This window comes from Kaistia sp. UC242_56 (genome assembly GCF_044452255.1).
Taxonomy (GTDB): domain Bacteria; phylum Pseudomonadota; class Alphaproteobacteria; order Rhizobiales; family Kaistiaceae; genus Kaistia; species Kaistia defluvii_A.
On record NZ_JBIOAN010000002.1, the window covers coordinates 473,115 to 490,591 of the forward strand.

Annotated in this window: 18 protein-coding genes; 7 read left to right on the top strand and 11 right to left on the bottom strand. The window is 63.6% G+C overall.

Annotated features, from left to right (window positions below; translation table 11 throughout):
• The gene (locus ACHMWQ_RS05010; RefSeq protein ID WP_396306615.1) at nucleotides 1-447 is read left to right on the top strand and encodes an EVE domain-containing protein; all 447 of its coding nucleotides are present in this window, start codon (nucleotides 1-3) and stop codon (nucleotides 445-447) included.
• Between the two features lie 220 nt (nucleotides 448-667).
• Here the strand turns inward: ACHMWQ_RS05010 and ACHMWQ_RS05015 are convergent, their stop codons facing one another.
• Nucleotides 668-910, bottom strand: a complete 243-nt coding sequence (locus ACHMWQ_RS05015; RefSeq protein ID WP_396306616.1) for a hypothetical protein — start codon at nucleotides 908-910, stop codon at nucleotides 668-670.
• A 431-nt stretch (nucleotides 911-1,341) separates the two neighbouring features.
• On the opposite strand from ACHMWQ_RS05015, the gene ACHMWQ_RS05020 reads away from it, so the two are divergent.
• Nucleotides 1,342-2,406 carry a linear amide C-N hydrolase gene (locus ACHMWQ_RS05020; RefSeq protein ID WP_396309389.1) on the top strand — a complete coding sequence of 355 codons (1,065 nt, stop codon included), beginning with the start codon at nucleotides 1,342-1,344 and terminating at the stop codon, nucleotides 2,404-2,406.
• Between the two features lie 742 nt (nucleotides 2,407-3,148).
• Here ACHMWQ_RS05020 and ACHMWQ_RS05025 read toward each other — a convergent pair.
• The 3 genes from ACHMWQ_RS05025 to ACHMWQ_RS05035 all read right to left on the bottom strand — a co-directional run bounded on the left by ACHMWQ_RS05025 (nucleotide 3,149) and on the right by ACHMWQ_RS05035 (nucleotide 5,338).
• Nucleotides 3,149-3,373 (bottom strand): hypothetical protein, encoded by a 225-nt coding sequence (locus tag ACHMWQ_RS05025; RefSeq protein ID WP_396306617.1) that lies wholly within the window; start codon nucleotides 3,371-3,373, stop codon nucleotides 3,149-3,151.
• Nucleotides 3,374-3,647: 274 nt separating this feature from the next.
• Nucleotides 3,648-4,100: a GNAT family N-acetyltransferase gene (locus ACHMWQ_RS05030; protein WP_396306618.1), complete on the bottom strand. Its 453-nt coding sequence runs from the start codon at nucleotides 4,098-4,100 to the stop codon at nucleotides 3,648-3,650.
• Nucleotides 4,101-4,480: 380 nt separating this feature from the next.
• A complete protein-coding gene (locus ACHMWQ_RS05035) occupies nucleotides 4,481-5,338 on the bottom strand; it encodes a GyrI-like domain-containing protein (protein WP_396306619.1) in 858 nt (285 codons plus the stop codon).
• A 197-nt stretch (nucleotides 5,339-5,535) separates the two neighbouring features.
• Between ACHMWQ_RS05035 and ACHMWQ_RS05040 the strand changes: the two genes are divergently transcribed.
• Both ACHMWQ_RS05040 and ACHMWQ_RS05045 read left to right on the top strand, forming a co-directional pair.
• Nucleotides 5,536-5,991 (top strand): cupin domain-containing protein, encoded by a 456-nt coding sequence (locus tag ACHMWQ_RS05040; RefSeq protein ID WP_396306620.1) that lies wholly within the window; start codon nucleotides 5,536-5,538, stop codon nucleotides 5,989-5,991.
• 165 nt (nucleotides 5,992-6,156) lie between these two features.
• A complete protein-coding gene (locus ACHMWQ_RS05045) occupies nucleotides 6,157-6,528 on the top strand; it encodes a DoxX family protein (protein ID WP_396306621.1) in 372 nt (123 codons plus the stop codon).
• 78 nt (nucleotides 6,529-6,606) lie between these two features.
• On the opposite strand, the gene ACHMWQ_RS05050 is transcribed toward ACHMWQ_RS05045, so the two are convergent.
• On the bottom strand, nucleotides 6,607-7,107 hold the full coding sequence (locus tag ACHMWQ_RS05050; RefSeq protein WP_354553426.1) for a DUF2165 domain-containing protein: 501 nt from the start codon (nucleotides 7,105-7,107) through the stop codon (nucleotides 6,607-6,609).
• Nucleotides 7,108-7,252: 145 nt separating this feature from the next.
• On the bottom strand, nucleotides 7,253-8,158 hold the full coding sequence (locus ACHMWQ_RS05055) for an SDR family oxidoreductase (RefSeq protein WP_396306622.1): 906 nt from the start codon (nucleotides 8,156-8,158) through the stop codon (nucleotides 7,253-7,255).
• A 90-nt stretch (nucleotides 8,159-8,248) separates the two neighbouring features.
• On the opposite strand from ACHMWQ_RS05055, the gene ACHMWQ_RS05060 reads away from it, so the two are divergent.
• Both ACHMWQ_RS05060 and ACHMWQ_RS05065 read left to right on the top strand, forming a co-directional pair.
• Entirely contained in the window at nucleotides 8,249-8,827 is a 579-nt protein-coding gene (locus tag ACHMWQ_RS05060; RefSeq protein ID WP_396306623.1) for a TetR/AcrR family transcriptional regulator, read from the top strand.
• Between the two features lie 192 nt (nucleotides 8,828-9,019).
• Nucleotides 9,020-9,814, top strand: coding sequence for an SDR family NAD(P)-dependent oxidoreductase (locus ACHMWQ_RS05065; RefSeq protein WP_396306624.1), 795 nt, complete (start codon nucleotides 9,020-9,022; stop codon nucleotides 9,812-9,814).
• A 72-nt stretch (nucleotides 9,815-9,886) separates the two neighbouring features.
• Here ACHMWQ_RS05065 and ACHMWQ_RS05070 read toward each other — a convergent pair whose 3' ends face one another.
• Together ACHMWQ_RS05070 and ACHMWQ_RS05075 are read right to left on the bottom strand one after the other, a co-directional pair.
• Nucleotides 9,887-10,081: a hypothetical protein gene (locus ACHMWQ_RS05070; RefSeq protein ID WP_354553430.1), complete on the bottom strand. Its 195-nt coding sequence runs from the start codon at nucleotides 10,079-10,081 to the stop codon at nucleotides 9,887-9,889.
• Between the two features lie 127 nt (nucleotides 10,082-10,208).
• On the bottom strand, nucleotides 10,209-12,257 hold the full coding sequence (locus tag ACHMWQ_RS05075; RefSeq protein WP_396306625.1) for a M3 family metallopeptidase: 2,049 nt from the start codon (nucleotides 12,255-12,257) through the stop codon (nucleotides 10,209-10,211).
• Nucleotides 12,258-12,382: 125 nt separating this feature from the next.
• On the opposite strand from ACHMWQ_RS05075, the gene ACHMWQ_RS05080 reads away from it, so the two are divergent.
• Nucleotides 12,383-13,318 carry a carbohydrate kinase family protein gene (locus ACHMWQ_RS05080; RefSeq protein WP_396306626.1) on the top strand — a complete coding sequence of 312 codons (936 nt, stop codon included), beginning with the start codon at nucleotides 12,383-12,385 and terminating at the stop codon, nucleotides 13,316-13,318.
• Between the two features lie 221 nt (nucleotides 13,319-13,539).
• Here the strand turns inward: ACHMWQ_RS05080 and ACHMWQ_RS05085 are convergent, their stop codons facing one another.
• The 3 genes from ACHMWQ_RS05085 to ACHMWQ_RS05095 all read right to left on the bottom strand — a co-directional run bounded on the left by ACHMWQ_RS05085 (nucleotide 13,540) and on the right by ACHMWQ_RS05095 (nucleotide 17,477).
• Nucleotides 13,540-14,421 carry an N-acyl homoserine lactonase family protein gene (locus tag ACHMWQ_RS05085; protein WP_396306627.1) on the bottom strand — a complete coding sequence of 294 codons (882 nt, stop codon included), beginning with the start codon at nucleotides 14,419-14,421 and terminating at the stop codon, nucleotides 13,540-13,542.
• Nucleotides 14,422-14,436: 15 nt separating this feature from the next.
• The gene (locus tag ACHMWQ_RS05090) at nucleotides 14,437-14,931 is read right to left on the bottom strand and encodes a hypothetical protein (RefSeq protein ID WP_396306628.1); all 495 of its coding nucleotides are present in this window, start codon (nucleotides 14,929-14,931) and stop codon (nucleotides 14,437-14,439) included.
• A gap of 152 nt (nucleotides 14,932-15,083) precedes the next feature.
• Complete coding sequence (locus tag ACHMWQ_RS05095) at nucleotides 15,084-17,477, bottom strand: aldehyde dehydrogenase family protein (RefSeq protein ID WP_396306629.1); 2,394 nt, start codon at nucleotides 17,475-17,477, stop codon at nucleotides 15,084-15,086.

A 17,477-nucleotide genomic window follows, 5' to 3' on the forward strand; every position in this document is an offset into this window, starting at 1 on the left:
GTGGCGTTCTGGATGGGCGTCGCATCGGCGCAGCATGCCCGCGGCGGACGCGATGGGGGCTTTGCGCAACTCGGTCATGGCAAGCACATCGCGGTGAAGTCTCTCAGGAAGGGCGATTGGATCGTCTACTATTCCCCGCGCGAAGGCATGGGGGATGGCAAGACGGTGCAGGCGTTCACGACCATCGGGCGGGTGACGTCGGATGAACCATACCGGGCTGAGCAAGCGATGGATTTCAATCCGTATCGCGTCGATGTGGACTACCTGACGGACGCCAAGCCTGCTCCGATCAAACCGCTTCTGAATGACCTCCGGCTAACCCGCGATCACGGCGCCAACTGGGGCATCGTGATGCGCGGGCCGAAGCGCAAGCTTGAAGAAGAAGACATGCGACGGATCGCGGACGCGATGGGGGTTCTGGCGGATTTCGAGGATCGCAAAGTCTGACGTCCAGTCCACCTTTTGATGGTCCACGCTGGCGTATGTCAGCTTCAGGGGCTCGTATTCGATGGGCTGGGTGGCCGGCAATGGTCGACAGCGGTCATGTCATTGTGGGCGAGGCGATGGCCGTTTCGTACATTGGTGCTCCGGGAGCCGCCCGGGCGCTCGTCACCAATGTCGGTCATTTCCAATTGCGTCCCGCGCCTTGCCTGGCCGTCGGGATCGGTTACGCCCGGCGCGTTATGCGAACCCGTTTGGCCACGGCTCCTTCTTGTACCTCCAGCCATTGTTCATCGGCAGCGGCATCTCGGTCGTTCAGCAAGGCGTCGACATCGATGCCGTGGCGCTGGAGTTCGCGGTATGCCTGGCTGGGCAATAGGCCGGCCAGGAACTTCAAGGGAGCGACGGGAAGCTTCAATTCTTCCACGCAGATGCCGTCGACAAATTTCTCGATGACGATGGTGCTCATGACGCGACCTTTCTTTGCTCGTTTTGCTGGGCCTTGCCATGGCCACAGAGGCTCCCGGAGCGAGCACGTCATGGCGGCTTGCTGTCAACCGGCTATGGATGGCCCCGGGAACGGCTGTCAACTGTCCAAATCATCGGTTTTGCGAAGGCCCTTATCGGTCTAGCCTTGGTGCAGGGTCCAATAGTGTAACTATCGGGTTCCACGCGCGAGAGCGCCCCCGCGTCAGTTGAATAGTGAATTTTCTTCGTTGCCGATACGTTAGTTGCGTGAAAGCGACAGTCTAACCAATCTTAGCTGAATGTTTTATTGTGAAAGCAGGTAAAGTTATGATTCGTAATGCCAGAAAGAATAGGTTTCTTGCGTCGGCTTTAATCAGTTGTGCCATGATTGCGACGCAGGCGGTGCCCGTTGCTAACGCCTGCACAACGCTCATGTACCAGGACCTAGAGGGCCGATTCTATGCTGGCAGAACGCTGGAGCTTTCCATGGAGCTCCCCTATGAGGTGACGTTTATACCCAAGGGAAGCCAATATGTATCGAAGGCCGGTGACACGGAGGCAGGCCTCTCCTACACGACAAAGCACCAAATCCTGGCAATCACGGTTCCGGATGTCAATCCCAAGGATCTGAAGGTCCTGGAGGGCATGAATGACAAGGGCTTGACCTTTAGCCTCCTTGCTTTTGCCGGCACCTCCGGACCCAAGGAATCTTTTGACAAGACCAAGGCTGCGCTCGCCGCAATCGATCTCGGCTCCTGGACCCTGGGGCAGTTCGCAAATGTGGATGAAGTCAAGACAGCGTTGTCACAGCAGCCGGTTCTATTGACGCCGCTGGCTGCGCTTGGCGGGGCCGACACACCCTTCCATTACGTGCTGCACGATAAGAGCGGCGCATCGATTGTCATCGAGTTCGCCAATAACAAGCAAACCGTCTATGACAATCCTGTCGGTGTGATGACCAATGCACCGACCTTTCAGTGGCATTTGACGAACCTAAACAACTACACGTTCTTCAGCAATATCGATAAGTCTACGAACAAATTTGGTAGCCTCAATGTATCGCAGCCCGACTCGGGTATTGCGACCGTCGCGCTTCCCGCTTCCAATACGTCCGTCGGCCGCTTCGTCCGGGCCGTGTACTATTCGCACTTTGCACAGAAGGTCAGCGATCGGGACGAAGCGACGCGCACCCTTGCTCACATCATGAATAACTTCGATCGGCCGAAGGATATTACCATCGATATGGGCGCGGGTGGAAGCGAAGGGGTTGCAAAGTCAGGCGAATCAAGCGGTCCCTTTACGTCCGAATACACGTCCTGGACAGCGCTTCATGATATAGATCGTGGCACGTTGTACCTCAGAACGTACAAGGACATGAACTACAAGAAGTTTGATCTCAACGAACTCGCGAAGAGCGACAAGGTCCTTTCTATCCCGCTGTCCGCCATTGACGGAATGGCAGGAGACTCTACCGGCAAACTCCTCGCTGAAATGTGAGTGTGGCGATCGTCTGCAATTAGCCAGAGCTAGGCTCTGGATGCCAATCAGCGGCGGGGAGATCTATGTCTCCCGGCCGTTTGACTGCACTTCCTATCGACCGCGCTCGCCTTCCATGGAGGCTCGGCCCCAGATAGCTTCGGGCCTTGTGCCCCTTCTTGGAAGATCTGCAAAAAGGGGAATAAGGCCTGCCCCCTTGCGTTTCGATCCAAGAGAGACCGTCGATTTGACGCTGACCAAATGGAACGGTTGCATTTGCGTATTTCGCGCCAGGTAGCGCCAACTAACGCACATTGTACGGCTTAAGTGTCGGCGGGCTCGGGGCGATTGGGGGAACCGCCGCCCCGGAAATCACAGAAGTCGAGACGGGCTACGTCGCCGGGCCTTCCCAGCTCAGCGGCGCCGCCGCGATGACCTGCAGCTTGTTCGACTTGGCGATCAAAGGCTTTTCGTAGGTCTTCTTCATGTCAATTCCTCCGCTTGATTTGTCCGACTAGGCGCAGCTCCATGCCGACTCACCGGCATGTCGCCATCAAAGGCAATCTGTGCCCGACACGCAGGGCTGTATAGCGGCAATCGACTGAAGAAGCGCGGCGCGGGTGAACGAAGGCTTTTCGTAGGTCTTTTTCATCTTGGGTCCCCTGATGATTTTCGAATTCCGGGACCTTGTCAGCAATGGATGAGGGGCGCGAGTGACCGACGTCACACCTGGCCAGTGGCCGATCCCCGGAATCGCAGGGCGCTAAGGATGGTACAGGCAGCGGCGGGCAAATTCGCAGGCCTGATCGATGACGACCGCATGCAACTGCTCGAGCGTGAGCGGGCGCGTGTCCGCCGGGAATTCGAACGCAACCTCCATTCGTCCAAGCGCGATGGGAGGCGGTCCGCCCGGTACGCATTCGACGGTCGCGCGAACCGTGACTCCGTCTTCTTCGAGACGTCGGATATTCCAGTGCCATGTGGTCATTGGGAATTTTACTCATCGGAGACATGCAGAACCCGTCGGCCGTTGCGGCAACCGACGGGTCTTGGGCGTCGCCGATCGGGGTGAACGACGGCCCCTCCAGCAACAATTCCAGAGGCGGGGTGAAGTTCCCGCGTTGATGCGGTGCAAACGCAAGTTGTGGGCGAAAAACAGCGGCGCTTGGCTGGCGCCGCCTGCGCATCCTTAGCCAGAGAACGCGCTGACTGGCTGGACAGCTGGAAGAGGCGGGGCGGCGACAGACCGCCCCGCCGGCTTTCTAGCGCTTCAGGACGAGATGAGCGTTCTCGTGAGGCAGGCCCTGATCATCCTCGGCCCGCCGCGAGACTTCCTCGAAGCCGAGCTTCTCGTAGAACGAGGTGGCCTGCCTATTGGCGGTGTAGACCTCCAGCTGCAATTCGCCCTTCAAGTTCAAGGCGTGCGCCACCAGGGTCCGGCCGATCCCGTGTCCCTGTCGGCCGGGGGCGACGAACAGGCCGCCGATGAAGCGATCGAGCAGGCTGATGAACCCGACCGGCGTCTCGCCGAGGCAGGCGACCCAGGTTTCCGCTTTCGGCAGATATTCGGTTTCGATCAAGGGGCGCTGTTCGCGCAGCCGCGCCTCGCCGATGAATGGATGCGCGAGCAGGGATGCTTCGAACCAGATGTTCGACAGCGTATCCCGGTCCGTTGCCTCGTCATAGGCGCGGATATTCAATTCCAGAGACGTCATGATTTCTTCCGTAGAGAAGTTTGCATAGAGAAACGGCGCCCGAAAGGGCGCGTGAAAAGTCCGCTGCATGCGGCTCAGTTCGGGTCTCTGTGCATTGATCTCCTTCTACTGGCGGCCGTTCTAACGCTGGCTTCCCGAGAAGGCAAGGTTGCTGCAAATGCCGCTGGAATCATCGGGTCTGGCAGGTTGCCGGGGTGCCTCTGGATATCTTGGCTGCAGGCGTTGGTGCCGATGCCGCCAACAAGGCATCGGGCTGGCCATGCCGCGACGGGCGCGGTTCCTCGTCGGGCCTCTCCATAGATCGGCATGACGGTCGGGAGCGGCGGCTCGAGGCAAGCCGGCCGCTCCTTTCGCAAAGCGTGCGTCCGGATCTCCGGCATCTAGTGCGTGGGCGACACCGGCGACGGACTCTTGACCGGGATCCAGATCTCGACTTCCCCCGCACCGGTGGCGGCGTCGAAACGGTCGTCATAGAGCTCGAAATCCGGGGCGCAGGCAGCCTGATATCCCGATTCCGGCAGGGCCTTGTTCCAGATCGTATAGACCGTGCTGGAGATGGTGGAGATATGGCCCTTGTGCAGGAACACCAGGTATTGCTGCGCAGGGATGCGGATACCCGTCAGCTCGGCCCTAGCGTCCGGCAATTCCTTCACTTCGACCCCGCACATATAGTCGAAATGGCCGGTATCATCGCCATTGCTGCAGATGCCGTAGGATTTGCGGCCGACCTGCCCGGGAATATTGCCGATATGAGGCATGAACCGCTGCCATAGCGACGGTATGCCCTGGTTGGTCTCAAAGGAGTAGCGGCCGGAAAGGCCCGCGATCCGCAATTCGCGCCCTCGTTCCAGGCGCGGCGCGTCGAGTTCCACGATAAGAGATTCGTCCATCCTGATCGGCTCCAGACATGTGAGATTGTTGAGGTGGCCCTGGGCCCGCACCTGTTCGGGCGTCAGGCCGTATTGGTCGCGGAAAGCACGGGAAAAGGCTTCGTGGGAGCTGTAGGCGGCGTCGAGCGCGACCGTCATAATGTCGGGCGCGCCTTCGGCCAGGGCACGGGCCGCCTCCGCAAGTCGACGGCGCCGCAGATAGCTCATCACGGTGTGCCCGGTCGCGGTTCCAAAGCTGCGCGACAGGTTGAAGCGAGAGACGCCGCTGGCTTCCGCAATGTCGTCCAGCGTGATCGCTTTCGCGAAGTGGCACTCCATGTACCAAAGTGCTTTTCCAACCGGATCCATGTGCCCCCCTTGACCTCCCTACCTATCGTCGATTTGCAGAGGGGCCACTTGATCGCGCTTGCGCGATCGGAAGCGCGTGGAGCCGGAGGCTTGCGCGGAGATATCTGTGCTCAGGGGGCATTCCCGGGATCCTCATGCTTGGATAGGCGCCGCGCCTCGTCCTAGTCTCGTGGCTCCGCAGGGTAGGGGAGGGACGGTTGCCAAAGCTTGACATGACGCTCTGGAGGACCGGAGCGGGCGAGATCAATCCCGTTTTTCAGAACTCCACGGGGCCGTTCGCAGAACTCGTTCTCGGCGACCAGGCCGCGCTTACGCAATTCGGGGTCCGGATCGAGCGTCTGCCGCCGGGATCGCAATCTTCCGAGCGCCATTGGCACCAGACCGAAGATGAACTCGTCTATGTTCTTTCCGGAGAATTGGTGCTTGTCGAAGACGAGGAACAGTTGCTGCGCTCTGGCGAGGCTGCCGCCTGGCCGGCGGGAAAGCCGGTCGGGCATTGCCTGGTCAATCGCTCCGAGGCGAACGCGACCTTCCTGGTTGTCGGGGCGCGCAGCCCGACCGACATCGTCACCTATCCCGAGCATGGCCTGCGCCTCATCCGGAATGGATCGGAGCGGCGTCACGAGCCGATGTCACCGACCGAGGCATCATGATACAGACGGTCCCGAATTCCCCCTCGCTTCTGGTCGCGGCCACGGGCCAGCCTCGCAGTCACACCGCCAAAGGAGAGCCGGAGACATCTTCGCGCTCGCAAGCTCTGCTCCCTCTTTCCTATTCGCCGGCGATCCGGTAGGTCAGTTGGGAAAGTGGGGGAAATCATGACATTTGCCGTTACTCTGATCCTGATCGGTCGGGTTCTTCTTGGCCTGTTCTTCATCATTGCGGGCATCCGCAACTTCCTGAATTTTGCCAAGGCCAGCGCCTCCGAAACCAATTACGGCTTCAAGCTGCCGGCGCCGCTGGTGGCGTTGGGCTTCGCCTCGCAGCTGGTCGGCGGCCTTTCCGTCGCGCTTGGCATTCTGCCTGCCTGGGGCGCCGCGCTGCTGATCCTTTTCCTGATCGCCGCCACCGCATTGTTCCATAACTTCGTGCTGTTCCAGGGCGAGGCGAGGAAACCGCATCTCTATTTCACGCTCGTGAACTGTGCGCTGGTTGGCTACTGCCTGATGGTGATCGGCCTCTCCGTCTGAGGGCCCGGGCTTCCGCATCATTCGGGGCGCGCCGGTCATGGCGCGCCCCGTTTTCATGCGGCCCTACCGTCTCCAGTCTCAGTCGTTCAGTTCGGTATCCGGCATCGAGACGAAGATCAGCACGGTGATGATCGTGATGAAGAAGCGGAAGGCCGATTCGATGCCGTTCCAGGTCTGCGACATCCACATCCCGAACCATTCGCCACCGATCGACAGGAACGCTACCTGCCAGACCAGAAAGCCGAAGGCGAGACCGCCGATCGCCCACTTCTTCGAGCGATTGAACGCGCGGGCGTCGGCGCCGAGACGGCCGAGCATGGCGAAGGTGCCGATCCAGCACAGGATCGCCGTCAGCGTCTCCGCCGCGATGATCAGAATGTAGAATGCATGGTGCAGCGTCGGGCTCGTGATGGCGCGATAGTGAATCGTGGCGTTCGGAAAGATCGTGTCCATCAGCAGCACGTGGCGCACGAACTCGAAGTTGGAGCCGTAATCGGTGATGTTGCCGAACGCGACCAGCGTCGCGAAGAAGGCAATCGAAGCGACAAGCGCCGTCTTGCTCAGCCGGGTGATCTGCATTTCGTCTCCTCTTGGTTGCAAAAGCAAAGCGATACGCCGCTTCTTCTACGAAGACGTAAATGCCCTACCGGCAGGCCTGCCTCTTCTTGCTTGTCTGGCTTCTGGCCAGGGTGGAGCTTGCCGTGGCTGCCTCGGAGGACGAACTCTAGCGATAGCCGGTTGCGTCGGCGGGTCGGTCGCCTTCCTGCACTTCGACGAGATAGCGCCACGCATCGGGTCGCGAACCGTCGAGATCGGTGAAGCCATAGACCTGCGCGAGGCCGCCGCTGGAGAGCGATTGGCCGTTCCAGCGGGCGCGGTCCCGGTCGGCGGCAAGCGCGGCGACGGCACGGCCGACGAAGCGGGGCGTTTCCGAGATCACGAAATGCGGCTGGTCCTCGAGCGCGTCGCGCCAGTTCTCCTCGCGGACGCCAAACGCCTCCAGCATCATTTCCGAGCGCAGCCAACCGGGCGTAAGCGACACAGACGTCGCGCCATGGGGCGCCAGGTCCTTGGCATGCGCCCAGGCCATGCGGTTCACGGCCGTCTTGGCCAGGTCGTAGAAGGGCGAGAGCCGGTAATGCGTCGCGTTGTAGTCCGCAGTGCCGTCGGTCACCTCGACGAGCAGGCCGCCGGGTTGGGCAATCAGGAGCGGCAGCGCGAAGTGGGCCGTGATCAGATGGGTGTCGATGCCGAGCCGAAGCAGGCGCAGGCCGTTGTCGAGACCGTGCTCCCAGACCGGCTTGTTCCATTCGAAGAGTTTTTCACCGCCCCAGATGTCGTTGACGAGGATATCCAGCCGGCCTTCGTCGCGGCGGATGCGTTCGACGAGGGCCTGAACCTGCTCCGGTACCAGATGATCGGTCGGCACGGCGATGCCGCGGCCGCCAAGCGCCGTCACGAGTTCAGCGGTCTCCTCGATCGTCTCCGTGCGTTGGTATTCGGACGGCCGGTCGCGCGTCGTGCGTCCGCTGACATAGACGGTGGCCCCGGCCGCGCCGAGTTCGGCAGCGATTCCACGGCCAGCGCCCCGCGTCGCTCCCGCGACAAGCGCCACTTTCCCTTTCAACATCCCGATTTCTCCCGAGTTCAGGCCCCCAACGCTGGCCTATCCGATGTTTTCTATATATAAATGATCATTCGTTTATAAAAGGATGTCAACATGGCCCGCCCGAAGTCGATGCCTGACGAGACCGTGCTGGAGGCGGCCCTGGCCATCATCCAGCAGCAGGGCCCGGAGGCGCTGACCTTCGAATCACTCGGCCGTGCGTCCGGGTTGGCGGGTTCGACTCTGGTGCAGCGCTTCGGCAGCAAGGCTGCCCTAAAGCAGGCGGCGCTGCTGCATGCGTGGGATGGGCTCGATGCCCGGACGGCAACGCTTGCCGCCGCCGTGCCGAAGAATCCTGCCGGGGCGATCGCTTTCCTCGTCGGACTGTCCGACTATGGCGAGATCGACGCTTATGCCGAGGGGCTGTTGATCCTGCGCGAGGATCTGCGCGATCCGCAATTGCGGGCGCGCGGTGCCAAATGGAAGGCGGAACTCGCCGGGATACTCGATGCCTGCTTCGCGGAAACGCCGCACGCCCCCGCCGATATCGGCCTGCTGATGGCGGCGCAGTGGCAGGGCTCGCTGCTCTGGTGGAGCTTCGATCCGCAGGGCAGCGTCACCCAGCACGTGCAACACAGCCTGGTCCGCTTCGTGGCGGTGCTGCTGGCCGCCGAGCCGGGCTCGTCCCGCTGACGAATTCGTTCGGGAAGCGCGTCGACCGCGTGCGAAATCATGGCGCTCCGCGGTGGCCGATGGCAGGTTAGCCCCATCCAACGGGGTGCCTGATTCCGCAGGGATCGGCGCTAAAAAAGACCGCCGTCGGGGATGCGTCAGGGGCAGGACCGCGTCCGCCGCACGGCGAGGCAAAGATAGGGAGAGACAAGCATGGCGGAATTGGCGGGCAAGGTGGCGATCGTGACAGGCGGCGCGACCGGCATCGGTTTTGGCGGCGCCCAGGCGCTGGCCGGAGAGGGCGCGACGATCGTGATCTTCGGCCTCGACAAGGCGGCGCTGGACAAGGCGGTCGCAACGCTCGCGGCCTCGGGCGCCACGGCCCATGGCATTGTCGGCGATGTTTCCAGCGATGCCTCGGTATCGGCCATGGTCGCCGAGACCGTCGCAAAATTCGGCCGCATCGACATCATCGTCAACAGCGCTGCGATCCAGCCCTATGGCACGGTCGAGACGATGGGCGAGGCGGAATGGGACCGTGTCCTCGCCGTCAACCTGAAGGGCACCTATCTGACGGCCCACCACGCCATTCCCGTGATGCGGAAGAATGGCGGCGGCGCGATCGTCAACATCGCCTCGGTGCAGGGCATCGCCTGCCAGACCAATGTCGCCGCCTATGTCGCCTCGAAGGGCGGCCTTCTGGCGCTGACCCGCGCCATGGCGCTGGATCACGCCAAGGACGGCATTCGCGTCAACGCGGTCTGCCCCGGCTCGATCGATACGCCGATGCTGCGCTTCGCCGCCAGCGAAAATCTCGACGGCAGGACGGACGATGAGGTGATCGCCTCCTGGGGAGCGGCGCATCCGATCGGCCGCGTCGGCCGCATCGAGGATGTCGGGGCGATGATCGCCTTCCTGGCCGGTCCGCGCGCCGCCTTCTGCACCGGCGGCGAATACAAGGTCGATGGCGGCCTGCTCGCCAAGATCGGCGTCGTCCTGCCGGATTGAGACGGAACCGCAAACAAAAAGCCCCCGGCGAAGTCCGTTCGCCGGGGGCTTTTCTATGGGGCGGATTGAAGCCTACTCGGCGTCGGCGCGCAGGATGCCGAGGCCTTCTTCGGTCAGCACATAGCCGGCGACGCGGGTGCGGACGAGGCCAAGCTCGATCAGCTTCTGCACGGCCTTGCCGTTCAGGCCGACATACGGGCCGGGACGCGCGACGCGAGCCAGCGTCTTCAGCTCGATTTGGGAAAGGTCGGTCTTCGAAACGGCCATGGCACGGTCCTCTCAGTGATTTGCCGCGGACAATAGCGAATAATCCCGGGAAGACTAGCGCCGCGCCGCGAATTGGTGAAGCCCGCCCCGGCGCCGCGAAAAGCGCGATGCCGGGGCGGTGATATGGCTATTCCGCCGCGGCAAGCAGGCCGCGCTTCTTCAGCAGTGCCGAGGGCTCGGGGTCGCGGCCGCGGAAGGCCCGGTAGGCCTCGTCCGGCTTGCGGCGATTGCCGGCCGAATAGACGGATTCCTTGAGCTTGGCGGCAACCGCCGGCGCGAAGATATCGCCCGCTTCCTCGAAGGCGCCGAACCCGTCCGCGTCGAGCACTTCCGACCAGAGATAGGAGTAATAGGCCGAGGAATAGCCGTCGCCGGCAAAGACATGCTGGAAATGCGGCGAGCGGTGCCGCATGACCATGGCCTGCGGCATGCCGATCTCATCCAGGATCTTCTGCTCGAAGGCGGGCGCGTCGAGCCCCGAAGTATCGTCCAGCAGGTGCAGTTCGAGATCGACCAGCGCCGAGGAGACATATTCGACGGTGGCGAAGCCCTGGTTGAAGGTGCGGCTTGCCATCAGCCGCTCGATGAGCGCCTTGGGCATCGGTTCGCCGGTCTTGTAGTGCAGCGCGAAGCGCTCCAGCACCGAAGGCTGCTCGAACCAGTGCTCGTAGAGCTGCGACGGGAACTCGACGAAATCGCGCGCAACATTGGTGCCGGCGATCATCGGATAGGTCACGTCGGACAGCAGCCCGTGCAGGCCATGGCCGAATTCGTGGAACAGCGTGCGGGCGTCGTCGAAGGAAAGCAGCGTCGGCTGGCCATCGGCCGCCTTGGCGAAGTTCATCACATTGACAATGATGGGCTGGATGTCGCCATTCAGCCTTTCCTGGCCGCGATATTCGCTCATCCAGGCGCCGGAGCGTTTCGACGAACGCGCGAAATAATCGCCGAGGAACAGGCCGACAGGCTTGCCGTCACGGTCCTTCACCTCGAAGACGCGGACGTCCGGGTGATAGACCGGCACGTCGAAGCGCTCGGTGAAAGTAACGCCGAACAGCCGCGTCGCCGTGTCGAAGGCGGCGTCGATGATCCTGTCGAGCTGGAGATAGGGCTTCAGCTGGCTTTCATCGAGATCGAACTCGGCCTTGCGGCGCTTCTCCGAGTAGTAGCGCCAGTCCCAGGCGGCAATGTCGAAATTGCCGCCTTCCGATTGCGCCAGCGCCTGCAGCGCCTCGCGCTCGGCGATCGCCTGGGCGCGGGCGGGCTTCCAGACGGATCGAAGCAGGCCCATCGCCGCTTCCGGCGTCTTGGCCATGGAATCGTCGAGCCGGTAATGCGCGAAGGTCGGGAAGCCCAGCAGCTTGGCCCGCTCGGAGCGCAGCTTCACGGTTTCGGCGATGATGGCGCGGTTGTCCGTCTTGCCGGCCTCGCCGCGCGCGGTCCAGGCGGCAAAGGCCTTTTCGCGCAGATCGCGCCGGGCGGAAAACTGCAGAAACGGCTCGATCGACGAGCGCGACAGCGTGATGACATGCTTGCCGTCGAGTCCACGGTCCTTGGCTGCCTGCGCCGCCGCATCGCGCAGAAAGTCGGGCAGGCCGGCGAGATCGTCCTCGCCTTCCAGCGTCAGGCTCCAGCTCTTCTCGTCGGCCAGAACGTTCTGGCCGAAATTGGTGCCGAGCGTCGCAAGCCGTTCGGCAATGGCGCCGAGACGGGTCTTGGCCTCCGGCGGCAGGCCGGCGCCCGCGCGCACGAAGCCGGTGTGATAGCGATCCAGCACCCGCGCCTGCTCGGCATCGAGGCCGGCTGTGCCGGCCTTGAACAGCGTGTCGATCCGCTCGAACAGCTTGGCGTTCTGGTAGATGCCGTTGCTGTGCCGCGCGAGCACCGGCGCGAGGTCGAGTTCGATGGTTTCCAGCTCGTCATTGGTATGCGCGCCGGTCAGGTTGAAGAACACGCTGGCGACGCGGTCGAGCTTGCGGCCGGCGCGCTCCATCGCGGCGATCGTGTTGTCGAAGCTGGGCGGCTCGGCATTGTCCGCGATATCAGCGATCTCGGCCTCATGCTCCGCGATCGCCGCCTGGAAGGCGGGCGTGTAATGGGCGGGTTCGATGGAGGCGAAGGGCGGGACGCCGAACGGCGTATTCCAGGGCGCGAGAAGCGGATTTTCGGCAGTCATGCGGTCCTCGGTGAGAATGAGCTGGCCCAGACATGGAGCCATCGGCCGCGCGGTTCAAGCTTAATGCCGGCTGCATTCCTCTCTATAGGAGAGAGACCAACCTTCTGTCCGATTCGAGTTTCGCCATGTCTGCCTCCGCTCCGCTCCGTCCCCGCATGCTCGTGATCGGCGATGTCATGACCGACGTCATCGTGCGACCGGACGGCCCGCTGGTGGTAGGCTCCGACCGGCGCGCCAAGATCGGCCTCTATCCGGGCGGCTCGGGCTGCAACCAGGCGGCCTGGCTGGCGCATTTCGGCATTCCGGTCGCCTTTGCCGGCCGGGTCGGCCGCCGCGATCTGGCCGAGCAGGAACAGGCGCTGCGCGATGCCGGCGTGGTGCCGGTGCTCTCGGCCGATGACGAGCGCACCACGGGCATGCTGATCGTCCTTCTCTCCGAGGGCGGCGAGCGCAGCTTCCTGACCGACCGCGGCGCCAATGACGGGCTTTCGGCCGAGGACCTGCCCTTCTCGATGCTGAACGAAATCGATCTGGTGCATGTCTCCGGCTATTCGCTGTTCACGCCCGGCCCGCGCGAGGCGGTGATGGCCATGATGGCGGTGGCGCGGGCGCGCGGCATCACGGTCACCGTCGATCCGGCCTCGGTCGGCTTCCTGGAGGAAGTCGGCCCTTCGAACTTCCTCGGCTGGACCAGCGACGCCTCGATCATCTTCCCCAATGCCGAGGAAGCGGCCTGCCTGACCGGCACCCGCAACGCCGCGGAGCAGATCCGCTTCCTGACCGCGCGCTATGACCTTGCCGTCATCAAGCGCGGCGCCGAGGGCGCGGAGGCCGCCAATCTGTCGGTTCGCCTCAAGGCGGCGGCGCCCAAGGTCGAGGTCGCCGACACGACGGGAGCGGGCGACGCGTTCCTCGCCGGCTTCCTGGCAGCGCACCTGGCCGGCAAAGGCGTCGACGTCTGCCTCGAGCGCGGCGTCAAAGCCGGCGCCGAGGCGACGACGGTCTTCGGCGGCCGCCCGAAGCAAGGCGACCCGCTGCCGCGCGTGTGGGGCGAGGTCTGACGGGTTCGTCGTTCGCAGATTCCGCCCGGTGGCACAAGACCTGCCCCACGCTCGCCGTCATCCTCGCATAGGCGAGGATCCATTCCGCCGATTTATCGCCCGCATAACCTCCCGATCCCTCGGATGTATGGATCCCAGGTCAAGCCTGGGATGACGGCGGAGGGTGTTGGCAGGTGGTGCTTTCCGTTGGCCGAGGCGTATGGCGCTCCGTCGGTTCCGGCCTATCTCCCGACGTAGCTCGCCGCCCCATCCGCCAGCGCGACCTCGATGATCTGCAGCCCCTTGTCGCTCAGGCGCGAGGGAAAGCGCTCCGGCAGTCGGGCTTCGTGCGGCGGGATCACGCGGTTCCAGTCGCCTCCTACGGCCTCGACGATGTCGTGCAGCGCCAGAACCATGTTGGTCTGGCTGCCGACGCCCATGCCTACCGGGCGGTAGTACGGATCGTCCGGCGTGCCGCCATGCAGGTTTTCCATCCGGTAGACCAGATCGCCGGTGATCACCCAGCTGTCCTCGCTGTCGCGCCGGCCGTCATTGCGGATGACGACATATTGCGAGCCTGCCGTATGCGTGTCCGAGGCGAGACGCAGATCGACGCCGGGGAACACATCCTCCATGTCGCCGCTGATCGAGACGAGCCGGCCGTCGCGCGCCAGCTCGACGCAGCGGATGATGTCGCCGGGATCGGCCGCCTTCATCAGCCAGCGGAAGCGCCGGTCCAGCGACATCGCCCAGATCCAGCGCGAGAGTTCGCGCTCCTGGATGTAGAACTTCGCATTCGGGAACAGCGCCAGCCCGCCCATATGGTCGAAATGGGCGTGGGTGATGATGACGTCGGTGATCTCTTCCGGCTTCACGCCGATCTCGGCCATCACGACATGCGGCGGCTGCCAGTTCACCACGCCGGAATTGTCGGCGAGCACCTTGCCATAGGCGGCGTCGTCATGGCCGCAATCGATCAGGATGGTGTGTTCGTCGCTCTTAAGCAGCGTGTAGCCATAGGGCAGCTTGCAGGTGCCCTTGTTGTGCTCGCCATGCACCAGCGCGCTGAGCGGCATCTCGGGAATATAGGCGTATTCCAGAACCCAGATCGAATAAGTGGCCATGTTCCCCCCGGAAGCCTAGAGCGCTAGTCGCCCGGCCGGCCGGTGTTCGGCGCAGCAGGACTGGCTGAAATCGACGAGATCGAAGCCGGGCAGCGCGCGCGAGGCATGGCCCAACTCCTGCCAAGCGCTGGTCAGTTTTTGCGTCGGCGCGGTAACCGACTCCCTGTCGGCCGGCGCGATGCGCAGCAGGGCGAGCGTTTCCGCCAGCTTCTCGACTGCGGCCTTGAGATGCAAATGGTGATGCCTGGCCAGCGCCGAGCGCGGCGTCAGACGAAGCGTGGCATCACGGGCGGAATCGAAGAGATCGGCGGCGACGGCGAGCATGGGATGATGCGGTCCGGCCGAGCGGGCGCCGGTGGCGGTAAGCAGCAGAAGACCGGCAAGCTGGGCCGCGACCTGGCGCAGATCCTCGAAGCAGTTTTCCGCCGCCTCGATATAGGCGAGAGTCGCGTCATCAAGCCCGCCTCGGGCCTCGCAGCGAAACGCCTCGGATTCCAACCGGTTGGTCATGCCCTCTCCCGCCGAACCGATGGCTCCCCCATGGCCGGCGAGGCAGCATGGTCGAACGGGCGCATCGGCTCAAGGCCGGCGGGAAAATTCGCCTCCGCGCGTCCGGCGGGACAAGTCCCTGGGAAACGCGCGGAGGCGGGTGTCGTGGGCGCTTATTCGCCGTAGGGAACCCAGATGTTCTTGACCTGGGTGGCGCGGCGCAGGAACTCTCGGCCCTGGCCGGAAGCCTCGTTCCAGCGGCGCGGAACGCCCTGGTTCGCCCAGACCGGCTTCAGGTTTCCGGCCGAAGCCTTTTCGACCATCGCGCTGCCGGCCTTGGAGCCGAAATACCAGAGTGCGGCGACATCATCGTGTTCGGCCAAGGTCTTGGCGAGCACGTCGCGCTCACCCGTGACGATGTTGACCACGCCGGCCGGGACGTCGGAAGTGTCGAGGATCTGGTAGAAGTCGGTCGCCGCCAGCGGATGGTTGGAGGACGGCACCACGATCACCCGGTTGCCCATGGCGATCGCCGGCATCACCAGCGAGACGAAGCCCAGCAGCGGCGCCTCGTCGGGACAGAGAATGCCCATATTGCCAAAGGCTTCGTTCATGGCGAGCGTGACGTGGCGCGACTTGGTCGCATGCACCGCGCCGTCGAACTTGTCGGCCTGCGCCGCGTACCAGAAGGTCCGCCGGATCGAGACCGCCACTTCCTCTGCCGCCGCCTTGGCCGAAACGCCGGTCATGGCGACGATGCGCTCCTCGAACTCCTTGGCGCGGGACGAGAGGTTTTCTGCGACGTAGTAAAGCACCTGCGCGCGGTTATGCGCCGTAGCGCCGCCCCACGATCCGGCCTTGCCGGCCGCTTCGACGGCGTTGCGGATATCCTTGCGGTTGCCGAGGCCGGCCTGGCTGATCGGCTGACCCTTGGGGCCGAGCACCGTGTAGGAATAGCCGGAGTCCGGACGAGCCTGCTTGCCGCCGACATAGAGCTTGGCGGTGCGGTCGATCGACGGCAGGCCCGAGATCTCTTCGTCCGCGACCGGTAGCGCCGACAGCTTGGCGGCGATTTTCTCGTCTGCCTTCAAGGGCTTGTCGATCACCGGCTTCAGATATTCGGCCATGCCCTCGCGCCCGCCTTCGCGGCCATAGCCGCTCTCGCGATAGCCGCCAAAGCCGGCGGCGGCGTCGAACATGTTGGTCGAGTTGATCCAGACCACGCCGGCCTTCAGCTTGGCGGCGACGTCGAGGGTCAGGTTGATGTTCTCCGACCAGACCGAGGCGGCCAGGCCGAAGCGGCTGTTATTGGCGATCGCCACCGCTTCGTCCGGCGTGCGGAAGGTCATCGCCGCCAGCACCGGTCCGAAGATCTCGACCTCGGCGATGGTGGAGGCCGGCGCGACATTGGTGAACAGCGACGGCGGGAAGAAACAGCCCTTGCTTGGTAACCCCTTGTTAGCCTGGAAGAGCGTCGCACCCTCGGCTTCGCCCTTGGCGACCAGTTCCTTGATCCGCTTCAGCTGGACCGGGTCGACGATGGCGCCCATGTCGATCGACTTGTCGAGCGGATCGCCGACGCGGAGGCTTGCCATCCGGGTACGCAGCTTGGCATAGACCGCTTCGGCGACGCCTTCCTGCACCAGCAGGCGGGAGCCGGCGCAGCAGACCTGGCCCTGGTTGAACCAGATCGCGTCGACGACACCCTCGACCGCGCCGTCGAGGTCGGCGTCGTCGAACACGATGAAGGGCGACTTGCCGCCGAGCTCGAGCGACAGCTTCTTGCCGGAGCCCGCCGTCTTCTCGCGGATGATGCGGCCGACCTCGGTCGAGCCGGTGAAGGCGATCTTGTCGACATCGGGATGTTCGACGATGGCGTTGCCGGTCACGCCGTCGCCGGTGACGATGTTGACGACGCCGGCCGGCAGGCCGACCTCGCGGCAGATCTCGGCAAAGGCGAGCGCGGTCAGCGGCGTGTATTCAGCCGGCTTCAGCACCACCGTGTTGCCGGCGGCGAGCGCCGGGGCAATCTTCCAGGCCAGCATCAGCAGCGGGAAGTTCCACGGGATGATCTGGCCGCAGACGCCAACCGGGCCTTCGCCGGGGAATTCGCTCTCGATCAGTTCGGCCCAGCCGGCGTGGTGATAGAAGTGGCGGGCAACGAGCGGAATGTCGATGTCGCGCGTCTCGCGGATCGGCTTGCCATTGTCCATGGTCTCCAGCACGGAGAGGAAGCGCTCGCGCTTCTGGATGTGGCGGGCGATGGCGTAGAGATAGACGGCGCGCTCATGGCCCGACAGCGCCGACCACGACTTGAACGCCTTGCGCGCAGCCTTGACGGCCTTGTCGACGTCGGCGGCGCTGCCTTGTGCAACCTGCGCCAGTTCCGTCTCATAGGCCGGGTTGAACACGGGGAAGCGTTCGCCGGTCGAAGGCGCGACGAACTTGCCGTCGATGAAATGGTTGAAGCCGTCCTTGTGCTGGTCGAGCCAGCCGACGACGGGTTCGTTTACTTCCGGAGCGGGGCCGTAATCCATGCTCACGAGGATGTCCTTGACGAGTGCCAT